The 16636-nt window shown below is 56.1% G+C and carries 19 protein-coding genes; 10 read left to right on the top strand and 9 right to left on the bottom strand.

Features of this window, described 5'->3' with window-relative positions; translation table 11 throughout:
• Positions 1–102: 102 nt before the first annotated feature.
• Both HX884_RS14195 and HX884_RS14200 read right to left on the bottom strand, forming a co-directional pair.
• Positions 103–288 carry a hypothetical protein gene (locus HX884_RS14195; protein WP_130626469.1) on the bottom strand — a complete coding sequence of 62 codons (186 nt, stop codon included), beginning with the start codon at positions 286–288 and terminating at the stop codon, positions 103–105.
• On the bottom strand, positions 251–895 hold the full coding sequence (locus tag HX884_RS14200; protein ID WP_130626470.1) for a hypothetical protein: 645 nt from the start codon (positions 893–895) through the stop codon (positions 251–253). The genes HX884_RS14195 and HX884_RS14200 overlap by 38 nt, the downstream gene beginning before the upstream one ends.
• 167 nt (positions 896–1062) lie before the next feature.
• Between HX884_RS14200 and HX884_RS14205 the strand changes: the two genes are divergently transcribed.
• From HX884_RS14205 to arsC, 3 genes are read left to right on the top strand one after another with little or no spacing between them, the layout of a single operon-like run.
• Positions 1063–1383: a metalloregulator ArsR/SmtB family transcription factor gene (locus tag HX884_RS14205; protein WP_029882880.1), complete on the top strand. Its 321-nt coding sequence runs from the start codon at positions 1063–1065 to the stop codon at positions 1381–1383.
• A 35-nt stretch (positions 1384–1418) separates the two neighbouring features.
• A complete protein-coding gene (locus HX884_RS14210) occupies positions 1419–2708 on the top strand; it encodes an arsenic transporter (protein ID WP_029882879.1) in 1290 nt (429 codons plus the stop codon).
• Between the two features lie 12 nt (positions 2709–2720).
• Positions 2721–3152, top strand: a complete 432-nt coding sequence (gene arsC / locus HX884_RS14215) for a glutaredoxin-dependent arsenate reductase (protein WP_178328376.1) — start codon at positions 2721–2723, stop codon at positions 3150–3152.
• 15 nt (positions 3153–3167) lie between these two features.
• Here the strand turns inward: arsC and HX884_RS14220 are convergent, their stop codons facing one another.
• On the bottom strand, positions 3168–3719 hold the full coding sequence (locus HX884_RS14220; protein ID WP_058650659.1) for a TetR/AcrR family transcriptional regulator: 552 nt from the start codon (positions 3717–3719) through the stop codon (positions 3168–3170).
• An 82-nt stretch (positions 3720–3801) separates the two neighbouring features.
• Between HX884_RS14220 and HX884_RS14225 the strand changes: the two genes are divergently transcribed.
• Positions 3802–5016, top strand: a complete 1215-nt coding sequence (locus HX884_RS14225) for an MFS transporter (protein WP_130626473.1) — start codon at positions 3802–3804, stop codon at positions 5014–5016.
• Complete coding sequence (locus HX884_RS14230) at positions 5006–5818, top strand: Cof-type HAD-IIB family hydrolase (protein WP_023620241.1); 813 nt, start codon at positions 5006–5008, stop codon at positions 5816–5818. The genes HX884_RS14225 and HX884_RS14230 overlap by 11 nt, the downstream gene beginning before the upstream one ends.
• A 58-nt stretch (positions 5819–5876) precedes the next feature.
• Here the strand turns inward: HX884_RS14230 and HX884_RS14235 are convergent, their stop codons facing one another.
• Positions 5877–7109: an MFS transporter gene (locus HX884_RS14235; protein ID WP_014831213.1), complete on the bottom strand. Its 1233-nt coding sequence runs from the start codon at positions 7107–7109 to the stop codon at positions 5877–5879.
• A 167-nt stretch (positions 7110–7276) separates the two neighbouring features.
• On the opposite strand from HX884_RS14235, the gene HX884_RS14240 reads away from it, so the two are divergent.
• From HX884_RS14240 to deoR, 3 genes are all read left to right on the top strand, one after another.
• The gene (locus tag HX884_RS14240) at positions 7277–8005 is read left to right on the top strand and encodes a phosphatase PAP2 family protein (RefSeq protein WP_029882876.1); all 729 of its coding nucleotides are present in this window, start codon (positions 7277–7279) and stop codon (positions 8003–8005) included.
• Between the two features lie 7 nt (positions 8006–8012).
• The gene (gene ybjG, locus HX884_RS14245) at positions 8013–8621 is read left to right on the top strand and encodes an undecaprenyl-diphosphate phosphatase (RefSeq protein ID WP_178328377.1); all 609 of its coding nucleotides are present in this window, start codon (positions 8013–8015) and stop codon (positions 8619–8621) included.
• A 67-nt stretch (positions 8622–8688) separates the two neighbouring features.
• Positions 8689–9447: a DNA-binding transcriptional repressor DeoR gene (gene deoR, locus HX884_RS14250; RefSeq protein WP_013097425.1), complete on the top strand. Its 759-nt coding sequence runs from the start codon at positions 8689–8691 to the stop codon at positions 9445–9447.
• Between the two features lie 66 nt (positions 9448–9513).
• On the opposite strand, the gene dacC is transcribed toward deoR, so the two are convergent.
• A complete protein-coding gene (gene dacC, locus HX884_RS14255; RefSeq protein ID WP_014831210.1) occupies positions 9514–10719 on the bottom strand; it encodes a serine-type D-Ala-D-Ala carboxypeptidase in 1206 nt (401 codons plus the stop codon).
• A gap of 241 nt (positions 10720–10960) precedes the next feature.
• Here dacC and HX884_RS14260 point away from each other — a divergent pair, with 241 nt between their 5' ends.
• Complete coding sequence (locus HX884_RS14260) at positions 10961–11587, top strand: glutathione S-transferase family protein (protein ID WP_178328378.1); 627 nt, start codon at positions 10961–10963, stop codon at positions 11585–11587.
• Here the strand turns inward: HX884_RS14260 and HX884_RS14265 are convergent, their stop codons facing one another.
• A complete protein-coding gene (locus tag HX884_RS14265) occupies positions 11588–12706 on the bottom strand; it encodes a PQQ-dependent sugar dehydrogenase (protein ID WP_178328379.1) in 1119 nt (372 codons plus the stop codon).
• Positions 12707–12812: 106 nt separating this feature from the next.
• Complete coding sequence (gene bssR / locus HX884_RS14270; RefSeq protein WP_013097430.1) at positions 12813–13196, bottom strand: biofilm formation regulator BssR; 384 nt, start codon at positions 13194–13196, stop codon at positions 12813–12815.
• A gap of 215 nt (positions 13197–13411) precedes the next feature.
• On the opposite strand from bssR, the gene rimO reads away from it, so the two are divergent.
• On the top strand, positions 13412–14737 hold the full coding sequence (gene rimO, locus HX884_RS14275; protein WP_178328380.1) for a 30S ribosomal protein S12 methylthiotransferase RimO: 1326 nt from the start codon (positions 13412–13414) through the stop codon (positions 14735–14737).
• A gap of 63 nt (positions 14738–14800) precedes the next feature.
• Here the strand turns inward: rimO and gsiD are convergent, their stop codons facing one another.
• Together gsiD and gsiC are read right to left on the bottom strand one after the other, a co-directional pair.
• Positions 14801–15712 carry a glutathione ABC transporter permease GsiD gene (gene gsiD / locus HX884_RS14280; protein WP_029882874.1) on the bottom strand — a complete coding sequence of 304 codons (912 nt, stop codon included), beginning with the start codon at positions 15710–15712 and terminating at the stop codon, positions 14801–14803.
• Between the two features lies 1 nt (position 15713).
• Entirely contained in the window at positions 15714–16634 is a 921-nt protein-coding gene (gsiC, locus tag HX884_RS14285) for a glutathione ABC transporter permease GsiC (protein ID WP_038984941.1), read from the bottom strand.
• Positions 16635–16636: the final 2 nt, after the last annotated feature.

The raw sequence follows: 16636 nt of genomic DNA on the forward strand, positions 1-16636 counted from the left end.
TTAATCAGCGAGTCAGCTTGGGAAGAAATGACCTGCTTATTCGCACCTTCCCTAGTCAAAGGTTTACAGCCAGAACTAATCCTCAACGAGCCAGCCAAAAACTCACCCACCTCTGATTTTTGCCGCTCCATACGAAAGCACATAACCAGCGATTAATGCACCAATACAGCCTGCTAACTTCATCCAGGTGCTTTCGAACCAGAAAAAAGAACCCATAGCAAAAATCACAGCCAAAAAGGTAATGGTCCCCTCAATTGCGTGAGACATCAACGATTTTACAAATTTCATTCTGTATTCCTTTGCAATCAATGGGATGTCCTTCAATGAACACAAGGTAAGGCTCTAATTGTTGTTCAACAAGGAAGTAGACCATGTCAAGATTCTCTTTTGACACCATGGCGTACGTAGTTGGATATTTGGTTTTCATCCTTCTTGATGCTCTTGCTGATTCTTCAATAATACCTTGAAACATCACTACGTTTAGCGCCGCTGATGCACTGAACCGGATGAAATGCTTATATGCCTGGTCAATCGCTAACCGACGCAACATTATACTTGCTGTTGTCTGCGCCAGTGCAATCTGCCCGGCTGTTCGTCCACCAACGCTTCCAGCTCCGTACCCTAATTTGTTGTTTACAGCTTCTTTTCCTTCATCGTTAAGCTTCTGATAGAAAGAGGTGAAAACAATAGTAATCAGTCTGCGTAGAGGGGACTCAGCATTTCCCAAACTTTTGAGCATAGAGAAAAAGCGCTCTGTCTCAGCCTGGTTCCGTTGTTTGGCACTATCTCCTGCGAGTCCGCTCCCTTCCCAACTCCTTACCATACCCATGTAAGCCGTATTAGGTATGGAGGAGATCCCATCGAGTATTCCTAGTGCAACCTGTTTAGCGTCCATATCTCATCCATATTGGTCTCAATCCGCACAAAGAATAACCAAAGCTCATGAGCGCTTCCAGACGATTTTTCACTTTACCAGCAAGCCAGATTTTTCCCCTCTTCCCTCCCCCACCTCAAACATATATGATTAAAAAAATATGTATCAACTACCCGCAGGGTTCAACCATGCTTCATCCGCTTCAGCTTTTCAAAACCCTCTCCGACGAAACGCGGCTCTCCATCGTCATGCTTCTGCGTGAAGCCGGTGAGCTATGTGTCTGCGATCTCTGTTCCGCAACCACGGAGTCACAGCCGAAAGTCTCGCGCCATATGGCCTTACTTCGCGAGTCCGGGCTGGTTATCGACCGTCGTGAGGGGAAGTGGGTCTATTACCGTTTGTCTCCGAACATGCCTGCGTGGGCAGCTACCGTCATCGATAACAGCTGGAACTGCCTGCGGGAAGAAACGCGTGCAAGGCTAAAGAATAGCCTTCCAGGGACGTGTTAAATACATTCATTAAAACAGATATAACGGGGTAAGCGATGTTTCTGGCAGGAGCAATTTTTCTGTTTACGCTGGTACTGGTCATCTGGCAGCCCAAAGGGCTCAGTATCGGCTGGAGCGCGACGATTGGCGCCGTGCTGGCGCTGGCCAGCGGCGTGATCCACCTTAACGATATTCCGGTGGTGTGGAATATCGTCTGGAATGCCACGGCGACGTTTATCGCCGTTATTATCATCAGTCTGCTGCTGGATGAGTCCGGCTTTTTCGAGTGGGCGGCGCTGCATGTCGCCCGCTGGGGAAACGGTCGGGGGCGTTTGCTGTTTACTTATATCGTGCTGCTGGGGGCGGCCGTCGCGGCGCTGTTTGCCAATGATGGTGCAGCGTTGATCCTGACACCTATCGTCATCGCTATGCTGCTGGCGCTGGGGTTCAGCAAGCAGGCCACGCTGGCGTTTGTGATGGCGGCAGGTTTTATCGCCGATACCGCCAGCCTGCCGCTGATTGTGTCCAACCTGGTCAACATTGTGTCGGCAGACTTCTTTAAGCTGGGGTTCAGCGAATACGCCTCGGTGATGATCCCGGTTGATATCGCCGCGATTGCTGCCACGCTGGTGATGCTGCATCTGTTCTTTCGCAAGGAAATTCCACCGGAATATGATCTTGCGAAACTCCGGGAGCCCGCCCGGGCCATTCACGATCTCCCGACCTTCAGAACAGGCTGGATAGTGCTGCTGCTTCTTCTCGTCGGCTTCTTTGTGCTTGAGCCTCTCGGCATTCCGGTCAGCGCCATTGCAACAGCTGGCGCGCTGATTTTATTCGCCGTTGCAAAACGCGGACACGCGATTAATACCGGAAAAGTGCTGCGCGGCGCACCGTGGCAGATCGTCATCTTCTCACTGGGGATGTATCTGGTGGTCTACGGTTTGCGTAACGCAGGGTTAACCGAATACCTTTCAGGCGTGCTGAATGCGCTGTCCACCCACGGTTTATGGGTGACTACTCTGGGAACCGGGTTCATCACCGCCTTCCTGTCATCCATAATGAACAATATGCCCACGGTGCTGATTGGCGCGCTCTCTATTGATGGCAGCACGGCAACAGGATTGATTAAAGAAGCGATGATTTACGCCAACGTGATTGGCTGCGATCTGGGGCCCAAAATCACGCCTATCGGTAGTCTCGCCACCCTGCTCTGGCTCCACGTGCTGGCGCAAAAAAACATGACCATTACCTGGGGCTACTATTTCCGGACGGGCATCATCATGACGCTGCCGGTTCTGTTTGTGACGCTCGCCGCGCTGGCGTTACGTCTCTCCTTCACACTGTAATGAGCCACTGATATGACCAACATCACCATTTACCACAACCCCGCCTGCGGCACCTCACGCAACACGCTGGAGATGATCCGCAACAGCGGCACCGAACCAGAGATCATTCTGTATCTGGAGAATCCGCCGTCACGCGATGAACTGATCAAACTGCTTGCCGACATGGGCATTTCGGTGCGGGCGCTGCTGCGCACAAACGTGGAGCCCTATGAGCAACTGGGCCTGGCAGAAGAGACGTTCACTGACGACCAGCTTATCGGTTTTATGCTGCAACACCCGATCCTGATTAACCGTCCGATTGTGGTGACGCCGCTGGGCACCCGCCTGTGCCGCCCATCTGAAGTGGTCCTCGATATTCTGCCGGATGCGCAGAAAGGGGCATTTACGAAAGAGGACGGTGAAGCCGTCGTGGATGCCAGCGGGAAAAAAATCACTCAGAAATAGAGGCGGGCCTGCAGGCTAGCGGTTCCCCTCCCCTGCAATCCTTCCCACCATCGCCCGGATCTCCTCGCGCGTTAGCGGCGCTCTGTCGGTGACAAAGTGTAGCGTCATTCCTTCGATAAAGGCGTCCAGCGCGCGGGTGGTGACCGGGTCAAACCACTGCTCAAGCGTCGTCTGGCTCATCTGCATCCAGTCCTGCATTACCGTTTTCAGCGCCGCGCTGCGGTGCATAAAAGTGTAGAGCTGGTACATCAGCGCCATGTTGTGCGGCGTCGTCACCTGCGAGCTGTGGATCAGCGTGGTGATGGATTCACACGCCATCTCCGGGCTGGTTACCCCCGCGAAGAAATCACGGTACTGCTGCGACATCTGCCGGGTAAACCACGTGAAAGCCTCTTCCAGCAGCGACTCCATGCCGTCGAAATAGTAGGTCATCGACCCCAGCGGAACCCCGGCACAGCTGGCGATTTTACGGTGCGTGACGGCATGGATACCGTGCTCAGCAATGGTGTCCAGCGTCGCCTGCAGGATCTTCTCCCGGCGATGCGGGTCGTTAGGTGGTCTGCTCATACATGCCTCATCTGATTTGTGTACAAATGTACACAAACTTGCTAGTGTTGTCGCTATTGTTGTGCTTCTGGTGCTTATCTCAATGACTCTGACCTCATCCCGTAAGGCCCTGCGGTTGCGCATGTGGGCGCTTTTTATGTTCTTCTTTATTCCGGGTCTGCTGATGGCGTCCTGGGCCACGCGTACCCCGGCGATCCGCGATATTTTGTCGGTCTCCACCGCTGAGATGGGCATTGTGCTGTTTGGCCTGTCGATAGGCTCAATGAGCGGTATTCTCTGCTCGGCGTGGCTGGTGAAGCGCTTTGGTACCCGGACGGTGATCCGCACCACCATGTGCTGCGCAATACTCGGAATGCTGGTGCTCAGCGTGGCGCTGTGGTATGCCTCGCCGGTCATGTTTGCCCTGGGTCTGCTGATCTTTGGCGGCAGCTTTGGCGCGGCGGAAGTGGCCATTAACGTTGAAGGGGCTGCGGTCGAGCGCGAGATGAATAAAACCGTGCTGCCAATGATGCATGGCTTTTACAGCCTTGGCACGCTGGCCGGTGCGGGTGTGGGCATGGCGCTGACGGCCTCCGGCGTAAGCGCGAATCTGCATATCCTGCTGGCCGCGCTGATCTCAGTTGTGCCGGTGCTGACCGGCATCCGCGCCATTCCGGACGGCACGGGCAAAAACACCTCTGATGAACACAAAACGGCGGAAAAAGGGCTGCCGTTCTACCGTGATTTCCAGCTTATGCTGATCGGCGTGGTGGTGCTGGCGATGGCGTTTGCCGAAGGCTCCGCCAACGACTGGCTGCCGCTGCTGATGGTGGACGGCCACGGCTTTAGCCCGACCTCTGGCTCGCTGATCTACGCCGGGTTTACGCTGGGGATGACCGTCGGACGCTTTACCGGCGGCTGGTTTATTGACCGCTACAGCCGCGTGGCGGTGGTGCGCGCCAGCGCCCTGCTCGGCGGGCTGGGCATTGCGATGATCATCTTCGTGGATGTGGACTGGATTGCCGGCGTATCGGTGATCCTCTGGGGACTGGGTGCCTCACTTGGCTTCCCGTTGACCATCTCCGCCGCCAGCGATACCGGCCCGGATGCCCCGACGCGCGTCAGCGTGGTGGCAACCACAGGCTATCTGGCCTTCCTGGTCGGGCCGCCGCTGCTGGGCTTCCTGGGTGAGCACTACGGGCTGCGCAGCGCCATGCTGGTGGTGTTAGGGTTGGTCATGATTGCGGCGCTGGTGGCGCGCGCCGTGGCGAAGCCGGAAAAAGAACAAACGACACTGGAGAAGGGATATGAGCGTTAAACTGATTGCAGTCGACATGGATGGCACCTTCCTGAGCGACGCGAAAACCTACAATCGCGAACGTTTTCTGGCGCAGTATGCGCGTATGAAGGAGCAAGGTATTCGCTTTGTGGTGGCCAGCGGTAATCAGTATTACCAGCTGATCTCCTTCTTCCCGGAGATTGCGCATGAGATTGCGTTTGTCGCCGAAAACGGCGGCTGGGTGGTCAGCGCCGGGGAAGATGTTTTTAACGGTGAACTGTCGAAAACGCACTTCGATACTGTTGCTGCCGTGCTAAACGACGTTCCCGGCATTGAGATTATCGCCTGCGGCAAAGGCAGTGCCTATACGCTCAAAGCCTATGACGATGAGTTCAAAGCTATCGCCGCTAAGTACTATCATCGCCTCGAAATGGTAAGTGATTTCGACAACCTGAACGATATTTTCTTCAAGTTCGGACTCAACGTTTCTGATGATGAAATCCCGCGCATTCAGGCCATGCTGCACGAAAAACTCAACGACATTATGGTGCCCGTCACGACCGGCCACGGCAGTATTGACCTGATTATCCCCGGCGTGCATAAAGCCAACGGCCTGCGGATCCTGCAACAGCGCTGGGGCATTGACGACAGCGAGGTGGTGGCTTTCGGTGACAGCGGGAACGATGTGGAGATGCTGCGCCAGTCAGGCTTCAGCTTTGCGATGGCGAATGCCAGACCGCATATTAAGGCAGCGGCGCGGTTTGAAGCGCCGCATAATAACGAGGAAGGCGTACTGGATGTGATTGATAAGGTGCTCAACAGAGAAGCACCGTTTAATTGATTCCGTGCGCTCAGGTGCCCTCACCCTGACCCTCTCCCACCGGGAGAGGGAATAAGAATTATGGCTGCAGGGCGTTCCCGACGCGTTTGTCTTTCAGGAACATCACCATCAGCACAACCCACAGCACGCCGTTGGCGAGGTTAAACAGGCTGAACAGACCGTTGCCGCCGAGCGCATAAGCGTGCTTGCTCACCTCGATCCCGACGGTAAAAATCAGCATCTGCAGCATCCCCATCGCCGCCGAAACGGTGCCTTTACTCATCTCGCTGGCAAACAGCGTCAGACGCACCAGCCCGGCATTCGCCACGCCAATACCGAAGGCGTAAATACTCAATCCCGCCGTCATCCACAGATAGGCATGAGATGATACCACCGTCGCCACCGCGGCCACGGTAAGGCCCGCCGCAATCGGCCAGCCGCCCATGATGATGAGCGAGCGCACCGTGCGTCGTGATGTCAGACGCGCCAGCACCAGGTTACCGATAATCAGTGCGCCAAAAATCGGCACCTGCAGCAGCCCGTACTCGTAGCTGCTGAGCTGTTCACCGCTAATGATAATGACCGGTGACTGGGCGATCCACGCCAGTAGCGGCAGGCTAACAAAGCCCGTCGCCAGCGCGCCTGCCACAAAGCGGCCGTTTTTCAGCACCGCTTTATAATCCCGTCCCAGCTCTTTCAGCGACAGCGTCTCACCCAGTCGGGTGGCCGTTTCCGGCATTGCGCGGTGCAGGCCAAAGAACGCGATGGCGGCCAGCACGGCGAAGAGCACAAACATGCCTTCCCACGGTGCCACATGCACCCACGCGGCGCCCACCAGCGGCCCCAGCAACGGAGCAATCAGCGCCACGTTCGCCATCAGCGCGGTGATTTTGATACACACCGCCTCCTCAAAGGACTCCTGAATGGCGGCATACCCCACGGCGCCGATAAAGCACAGGCTTACCCCCTGCAGGAAACGCAGCAGGGTGAACTGTTCAATGTTTTGCGCCAGCAGCGTGGCGAGACAGGTCACGATAAACCACACCACGCCCGTCAGCATCACCGGACGGCGGCCAATACGATCCGACAGCGGCCCTAACAGCCACTGTAAAAACATGCCGCCAGCCAGATAGGCGGTCATAGAGGTTGGCACCCATTCAATACCTGCGTTGTATTGCGCCACCACGGCCAGCATGCCGGGCTGAATCATATCGTTGCCGATATAGGTAGAGAACTCGTAAAGCACCAGACACAGAGGGAAAAGTAACGCCTGACGACCCAGACGCGTACCCGAAGAAGAACGGTTTAACATGCAATCTCTTTATGATGAAAAAATCGCGATGAGTGTAATGAATTGCCGCTGTCTGAGATAGCAAATTATCCAGAAGAAACAGAAATAAAGCATTTATCGTCGTTGTTTAAGGTTTCCTTAAGTTGACACCAATATGATAGCCATATTTCACGCTGCCAACCAACTCTATGACCCGCATATCCCCTCGTTCAGAATTGTCTAAGTTACAGACAAATAAGACAAAACAACTTTACCGCCTGCCTGTGCGCTTTTATGGTTATCAGCTTTTAGTGCTGATCGCCCTTGCCGTGGTGTTTACCTGGCTTTCTCGCGGCGAAACGCTTGATAAATGGATCACTGGCTTTTGGTATGACGCGGCAACACACCGTTTCCCGCTGCAGAAAAACCCGCTGCTGGATCTGCTGAACCACCGGCTGGCGAAGTACATCGCCATTGCCATGGCGGTGGGTGCGTTGTTTTACGGTGCCTGGAAGCGCAATGCGAGACTGGTCACTGCCGCACTGCTGATGGGGCTTGGCACGCTGGTTGTTGGCGTGTTGAAAAGCCTGAGCCATCACAGCTGCCCGTGGGATCTGGTGGAGTATGGCGGTAAGGCCGTCTCTTACCCCCTGTTCAGTTCCGCTCCGGCAGACAGCGGTCCTGGCCGCTGCTTCCCCGGCGGCCATGCGTCCAGCGGCTTTATGGTGATGGGTCTGTTCTTTGCCTTCTGGCGCGAACGTCCGCGTCTCGCCTGGAGCTTTGTGGCCTTCGGCGTGGTGTTAGGTCTGGCGATGGGCTTTGGCCAGGTCATGCGCGGGGCGCATTTTTTCTCTCACAACCTGTGGGCTGGGTGGTGGGTCTGGTTTTCCCAGGTAGCGGTCTACGGCCTCGTTTCTGCCTGGTTTGCTAAAGAGTAAAAACGCTATGTTAGAGAATCTGAATTACCAGCTGTTTTATCTGATCAACGCCACCCCGGCCTCGCCTGAGTGGATGATCGATCTGGCCACTTTCCTGGCAAAAGATCTGATCAGTATAGTGCCTGTGCTGGCGGTCATCCTCTGGCTGTGGGGACCGCGCAGCCAGGTCAACGCGCAGCGTCAGCTGGTGATCAAAGTGGCGATGACGCTGGGGGTCAGCGTGCTGGTCAGCTATGTTCTGGGTCTCGCCTTCCCGCACGATCGTCCTTTTGTCGAACACGTCGGCTATACCTTCCTGCACCACGCGCCGGATGACTCGTTCCCAAGCGATCACGGTACGGTGATCTTTGCTTTTGCGCTGGCCTTCCTGTTCTGGCATCGCCTGTGGTCAGGTGCGCTGCTGATGGCCATTGCGGTCGCCATTGCCTGGTCTCGCGTGTATCTGGGCGTACACTGGCCGCTGGATATGGTAGGCGGCTTCCTGGTGGGGCTGATCGGCTGCGTCAGCGCGGCGATCCTGTGGAACCTCTTCGGGCTGGCGCTGTATCGCGGACTCTCGTCTCTCTATCGCACCCTTTTCGCTATCCCGATCCGCAAAGGCTGGATACGTGACTAACCCCGGTATGACAGGTTACACTTGAGCCCCCGCCCTGCGGGGGCTCACTTTTTCATCCTGAGGATCTATGGAAACACGCCGCGATGACCGCATAGCTCAGTTGATACAGGCGCTGAAGCGTAGTGATAAGCTTCATCTTAAGGAAGCCGCTACCCTCCTCGGCGTTTCAGAGATGACCATTCGCCGTGACCTGAACAGCGAGAGCGCGCCCGTCGTGCTGCTGGGCGGCTATATTGTGCTGGAGCCACGTAGCGCCAGTCATTATCTGATCAGCGATCAAAAGACGCGCCTGGTTGAAGAGAAACGCAAAGCCGCCCGTCTGGCGGCCTCTCTGGTGCAACCGCACCAGACGCTGTTTTTTGACTGCGGCACTACCACGCCGTGGATAATCGAAGCCATCGACAGCAGCATCCCCTTTACCGCCGTGTGCTACTCGCTGAACACCTTCCTGGCCCTTCAGGAGAAACCCGAGTGCCGGGTGATCCTCTGCGGCGGTGAGTTCCACGCCAGCAACGCCATTTTTAAACCGCTCAATCTTCAGGACACGCTCAGCAATTTGTGCCCGGATATCGCGTTTTACTCCGCGGCGGGCGTGAGTACCCGTCAGGGGGCGACCTGTTTTAACCTGGAAGAGCTGCCGGTAAAACACTGGGCGTTAAGCGCCGCGCAGTACCATGTGCTGGTGGTGGATCACAGCAAGTTCGGCAAGGTGCGTCCGGCACGGATGGGCGAGCTGGCACAGTTCAATGCCATCGTCAGCGATTGCCGCCCGGATGAAGAATACGTGACCTACGCGAAGGCGCAGCAGGTGAAGTTGATGTATTGAGAGGGGTGCGGTCTGATGCCTCACCCCGGCCCTCTCCCACCGGGAGAGGGTGAAAAGCTGGAAGACTTAACTAAACCAGCTGCCAAACCAGCTATGGAATTTCATCATCACGAAGTCCCACATCCGGCTGAAGAAGCCGCCCTCTTCGACCGCTTCCATCACAATCAGCGGACGCTGTTCAATCGACTTACCGTTTAACTGGAAATCAATCGTCCCGACCACCTGGCCTTTTTTCAGCGGCGCGGTGAGCTGCGGATCGGTCAGGGTATAGCTCGCTTTCAGGTTTTTCAATTGACCACGTGGAATGGTCACCGACCCGGCTTCACCGGCCCCCAGGTTCACCTCACTCTTGTCACCAAACCAGACGCGCTGGCTGACGAACGTGGCATCCGGTTTAATCGGCGTCACGGTTTCAAAGAAGCGGAAGCCCCAGGTCAGCAGTTTTTCTGACTCGTTAAAACGAATACGGTCGGTTTTGGTGCCCAACACCACCGAGATCAGACGCATGTCACCCTGGGTCGCGGAGGCCACCAGGTTATAACCCGCCCCGGCCGTGGTGCCGGTTTTCATCCCGTCAACGTTGACGTTGCTGCTCCACAGCAGACGGTTGCGGTTCGGCTGGCGGATTTTATTAAAGGTAAACTCTTTCTCTTTGTGGATGGCATATTCGTCCGGCACATCGTGGATGAGCGCCTTGCCGAGCAGCGCCATATCGCGCGCGGTACTGAACTGGCCCGGCGCATCCAGACCGTGGACGGTTTTAAAGGTGGTATTGGTCAGACCCAGCTTTTGCGCATAGCCGTTCATCAGGCCAATAAACGAGTCCTGGCTTCCCGCAACATAATCTGCCAGGGCGATACAGGCATCGTTGCCGGACTGGATAATCACCCCTTTATTCAGATCGGAAACGGAAACCTGATCCCCCGGTTTCAGGAACATTACCGATGACCCGCGCAGCGCCGGGTTGCCGGTCGCCCAGGCGTCCTTCCCGATGGTGACCATATCGTCGAGCTTGATCTTACCCGCCTTCAACGCCTGGCCAACCACGTAGCTGGTCATGATTTTGGTCAGGCTGGCCGGGTCGAGTTTCTCATCCGCATTGCCTTCCGCCAGCACTTTACCGCTGGAGTAATCCATCAGGATCCAGGCACGCGCATCTACCGGCGGCGCTTCGGGCGCAGCCTGCTCAGCCGCATAGAGAGTTGGTGCAAACAGGAAAAGGAGCGCGGAGCCTGCCGCCAGGCTGCGCAGAGAAGTCATTTTTCGCGTCATAAATGCCACCCGAGTGTCCATTCAAAAATTACGTCACATCACCGTGTCGCAAGAAGCGATGAGTAATAGCGCACTAAAACGGTTAATGAAACCCAACGAGGGTAAAGTTATTAAAGTTTATGCAATAACATTCAGATACGCTTTGATTAAGGCGATTTTTTTCTCTTCTGTTGCGTAATTGTTAGGTTTATCTCACCATGGCGAAAAGCTGACTCGGATTCACATCTTATCGGGAGTAATTATGATTACGCTGTGGGGAAGGAATAATTCGACCAACGTCAAAAAAGTGCTCTGGACGCTGGAGGAGCTGGATTTACCGTTTAACCAGATAATGGCGGGTTTGCAGTATGGGGTTAATAAAGACGCCGACTACCTGGCGATGAACCCGAACGGCCTGGTGCCGCTGCTGCGCGATGATGAGACGGACGCCACGCTGTGGGAATCCAACACCATTGTCCGCTACCTGGCCGCCCAGTATGGACAAGGCCGTCTGTGGGTAGAAAATCCGGCCCGCCGCGCGCAGGGGGAAAAATGGATGGACTGGGCCAACCAGACGCTCTCCCCCACGCACCGCGTGATCCTGATGGGGCTGGTCAGAACCCCCGAAGCCGAGCGCGACTATCCCGCCATTCATGCGGCGCAGGACGCCTGTGAAAATCTGTTTGCGATGATGGACGATGAGCTGGCGAAACACGCCTGGTTCTCGGGTGCCGACTTCGGCGTGGGCGACATTGCCGTTGCGCCATTTGTCTGGAACCTGACCAACCTCGGTCTGACGTGGACGCCGCGCCCTCACCTGGCGCGCTGGCTTAAAGAGCTGAGCGAACGCCCGGCCTACCGTAACGTGGTGATGATTCCGGTAAGCTGATCACCTCCCGGACGGGCTGACTTTCAGCAACTGCCCGTCCGTTTCATCGGTCAGAACATACAGATAGCCGTCCGGACCGACGCGCACATCACGAATGCGCTGTTTCCGGTCGCCCAGGATCCGCCCGTCCTCGGTTACCGTGTTGCCGTTCACGCTCAGCACGATCACATCCTTCTCTTTCAGCGCCCCGATAAACAGCTTGTTTTTCCACTGCGGGAACACGTCACTGTTATAAAACGCCATTCCGCTCACGGCGGGTGAGACTTTCCAGACAAACAGCGGTTTTTCGGTTCCTTCAACGTGTTCACCTTTCGCCTCAGGAATTTTTAATCCGCTGTAGTTGATACCGTGGGTCGCCAGCGGCCAGCCATAGTTTTTCCCTTTCTCCGGAATGTTAATCTCATCCCCGCCACGCGGGCCGTGTTCATTAAGCCACAGCGTGTCGCTCCACGGGTTCATCGCCATCCCTTGCGGGTTACGAATGCCATAAGACCAGATTTCCGGCCGCGCACCGGCGGTGTTCACAAAGGGGTTATCCGGCGGGACTTTGCCATCCTCCGTCAGGCGCACCAATTTCCCCTGGAGTTTATCCAGATCCTGCGCCGTCGGGCGCTGGTTGTTTTCGCCCAGCGCAATAAACAGATAGCCTTTGCCATCAAATACCAGCCTTCCGCCAAAGTGGTGACCGGTGGAAAGTTTCGGCACCTGACGGAACACCGTCTGGAACGCCTCAAGGCGGGAAAGATCGTCGCTTAAGCGCCCATAACCCACTGCCGTTCCGGCTTTGCCGTCAGCGCCTGCCTCGGCGTAGCTCAGCCAGACGCGGCGCGAGGTGGCAAAATCCGGCGCCAGCACCACGTCCAGCAGTCCTCCCTGTCCGTTGTCCCAGACTTTGGGCACCCCTGTTATCGGGTCTGACAGCCCTTTCCCGGCCTGCCAGTGTTTCAACTGGCCGCCCTTCAACGTCACGAGCAGCCCTTTGTTATCCGGCAGGAATGCCAGCGACCAGGGGTGTTCGAGTTTGTTCTGCAATACCTCAACCTTAACCGCATCAGGCGCAGCAAGGAGCGAAAACGGAAATAACAACGCAGGCAGGAAAATCAGCGAGGATCGGTGCATAACGCGCTCCTTTATCGGCATATGGCATAAAGATTAGCCACTACGTCCAGGCACGTTATCACTTTTACAAAAGCTTAATCAGAAGGGGGAGTTGCCTCCCCCGGAATCAGTGCTGTTCAAGCTTCGCGTGCTCGTTCAGACACATGATGCATAGAGAGAGCGTTGTCAGGCAGTTTTCAAGCTTCTCCGCGTTTACAGCGATAAAAGTCGGGCAGTCATGGCGTCCGTTCATCAAACAAACCCCGGCAATGGAGAGCACCTCGGCGGCGCGGCGCAGCGCAATACATTCGCTTTCGGCGTATTCCGCTTTCAGGATGGGTGCTTTTTCACGCATGAAATTGCAAAGTTCAAAGAAATTATCACGCAGATGTTCGCTTTCGCTGACTGACATATACCCTTTCGCCTTCCTCAGCTGCAGATATGCGGCAAGGTCGATTCGGGCGTTGATCAGCTTGTTCAGCAGATCGCGTTTCAGTCTGTCAACGGACATGCTCATTCCTCCTCTGTCAGCCCTGTGCACAGTCAGAATAAGGTTATTTTTTGTACAGTTTAATGCCTGAGATCAATTATTCTTAACTGATTAACATTATTTACAATGTTACAACTTGCGCGGACATCATCTGCACTGCAAAGAGTGTATAAATCCCCCGCGATACGCTGTAAAATCCCGCCCTGATAACTCCATAATTGATGAATTTTTAACCTATGAGCAATGTTACGCACCCGCCGAAAATCGGCTTTGTCTCCCTGGGCTGCCCGAAAAACCTGGTGGATTCTGAACGCATCCTGACCGAACTTCGCACCGAGGGCTACGACGTGGTGCCAAGCTACGACAACGCCGACATGGTGATCGTGAACACCTGCGGGTTTATCGACAGCGCGGTTCAGGAATCCCTGGAAGCCATTGGTGAAGCCCTGACGGAAAACGGCAAAGTGATTGTGACCGGCTGCCTGGGCGCAAAAGAGGACCAGATCCGTGAAGTGCACCCGAAGGTGCTGGAGATCACCGGTCCACACAGCTACGAGCAGGTGCTGGAACATGTTCATCACTACGTACCCAAGCCTAAGCACAACCCGTTCCTGAGCCTGGTGCCGGAACAGGGGGTGAAGCTGACGCCGCGTCACTACGCTTACCTGAAAATTTCCGAAGGCTGCAACCATCGCTGCACCTTCTGCATTATCCCGTCCATGCGTGGCGATCTGGTGAGCCGCCCGATTGGCGAAGTGCTGGCAGAAGCCAAACGTCTGGCCGATGCGGGCGTGAAGGAGCTGCTGGTGATCTCCCAGGATACCTCCGCCTACGGCGTGGATGTGAAGCACCGTTCCGGTTTCCACAACGGCGAGCCAGTGAAAACCAGCATGGTCGGCCTGTGCGAACAGCTCGCTAAACTGGGCATCTGGACGCGTCTGCACTACGTTTACCATTATCCGCACGTTGACGACGTCATCCCGCTGATGGCCGAAGGCAAAATCCTGCCGTACCTGGATATCCCGCTGCAGCACGCCAGCCCGCGTATCCTGAAGCTGATGAAACGCCCAGGCTCCGTTGACCGCCAGCTGGCGCGCATCAAGCAGTGGCGTGAAATCTGCCCGGATCTGACCCTGCGTTCGACCTTCATCGTTGGCTTCCCGGGTGAAACTGAAGAAGACTTCCAGATGTTGCTCGACTTCCTGAAAGAGGCCCGTCTGGACCGCGTAGGCTGCTTCAAGTACAGCCCGGTTGAAGGCGCAACCGCTAACGAACTGGCGGATCAGGTGCCGGAAGAGGTAAAAGAAGAGCGCTGGAACCGCTTCATGCAGCTGCAACAGCAGATCTCTGCTGAACGTTTGCAGGAGAAAGTGGGTCGCGAAATTATGGTCATCATCGACGAAGTTGACGAAGAAGGCGCGATTGGCCGCAGCATGGCGGATGCCCCTGAAATCGACGGCGCGGTGTACCTGAACGGGGAAACCAACGTTAAGCCGGGTGACATCATTCGCGTGAAAGTGGAAAACGCCGACGAGTATGACCTGTGGGGTAGCCGGGTTTAAACACCCAGCGCCTGTTTTGTAGGCCGGGTAAGGCGTAGCCGCCACCCGGCACATTCCACTGCCCTACCCCTTAATCCTCGGATCCAGCGCATCGCGCAGCCCATCCCCCAGCAGGTTGAACGCCAGCACGGTCAGGAAAATCGCCAGACTCGGGAATATCGCCACATGTGGCGCAATCACCATATCTGCCCTCGCCTCGTTGAGCATCGCGCCCCACTCCGGCGTCGGTGGCTGAGCCCCTAATCCCAGAAACGACAGGCTGGCGGCGGAAATTATCGACACGCCAATACGCATCGTAAAATAGACCACAATCGACGACACCGTACCCGGCAGAATATGGCTGAACAGGATGTTGGCGTCGCTGGCCCCCATACTGCGGGCGGATTCAATAAAGGTCTGCTGCTTCAGTACCAGCGTATTGCCGCGCACCAGGCGGGCAAACGCCGGGATCGAAAAGACCGCGACGGCGATGATGACGTTTGCCATGCCGCTGCCCATAATGGCGACAACCGCAATTGCCAGCAAAATGCCGGGGAAGGCAAACAGCACGTCGCAAATGCGCATAATGATCCGGTCCCACCAGCCCTCGTAATACCCTGCCACCAGGCCCAAAACGGTACCGATGACCGCACCGATAAGCACCGCAAACACCCCGGCGGCGAGCGATATCTGCGCGCCCATCAGCACGCGGCTAAAAATATCGCGTCCCAGAGAGTCCACGCCGAACCAGTGCATCATCGACGGTCCGTCATTCAGGCGGTCGTAATCAAAGTAGTTTTCCGCATCATACGGTGCCACCCACGGCGCAATGGCGGCCACCACAATCAGCAGCAGTACAAACAGCCCCGCCGTCATGGCAACAGGCTGGCGACGAAAGCGCCGCCAGAATTCAAACCATGGGGTGCGGATATGGTCCGGCTTCAGCCCCGGCATAGCGTTTACAATGGCCTGACGACGCCAGTTCAACAATCGCATCTTACTTATACCTGATGGCCGGATTAATGGCGGCGTACAGCACATCCACCACTAAATTGATAAGAATAAATTCCAGCGAGAAGAGCAGAACTTCCGCCTGAATGACCGGATAGTCGCGCATCTCGACCGAATCCACCAGCAGGCGCCCCAGCCCCGGCCAGTTGAAGACCTTTTCCACCACGATAGAGCCCCCCAGCAGGAAGCCGAACTGCAGCCCCATCATGGTCACTACCGGGATCATCGCGTTGCGAAAACCGTGCTTGAGGATGACCCACTTCTCGCTCACCCCTTTCGCCCGTGCGGTACGGATGTAATCTTCACTCAACACGTCAACGAACGACGCGCGTGTGAAGCGCGCCATCACCGCGGATACGGCCGCGCCCAGCGTCATGGACGGCAGGATGTAGTGCTTCCAGGTATCGGCCCCGACGGTGGGCAACCAGCCCAGCTCCACGGAGAAAATCTGCATCAGGAGCATCCCCAGCGCAAAAGCCGGGAAAGAGATCCCGGTCACCGCCAGCGCCATGCCGAGCTTGTCCGGCCAGCGGTTGCGCCAGACGGCAGCGACAATCCCGGCGCCAAGCCCAAACACCATCGCCCAGCACATGCTGGCAATCGTTAACCAGAACGTAGGCATAAAGCGGCTGGCAATCTCTTCCGATACCGGGCGACGCGACACCATCGAGATACCAAAATCGCCCTGCAGCACGTTGCAAATATAATGGAGAAACTGCATGTACAGAGGCTGGTCGAGACCAAGCTGTTTGCGCACCAGTTCAATGACGGTGGCATCCGCCTCTGGCCCGGCCACCAGACGCGCCGGATCGCCCGGCAGCAGATGGACAAACAAAAACACCAGTACCGCCACAATCAGCAGCGTCGGGATAAGCCCCAGCAGGCGTTTACAAACATAATTGAGCATGA

Source organism: Enterobacter sp. SECR19-1250, from assembly GCF_013391025.1.
Lineage (GTDB): Bacteria > Pseudomonadota > Gammaproteobacteria > Enterobacterales > Enterobacteriaceae > Enterobacter > Enterobacter cloacae.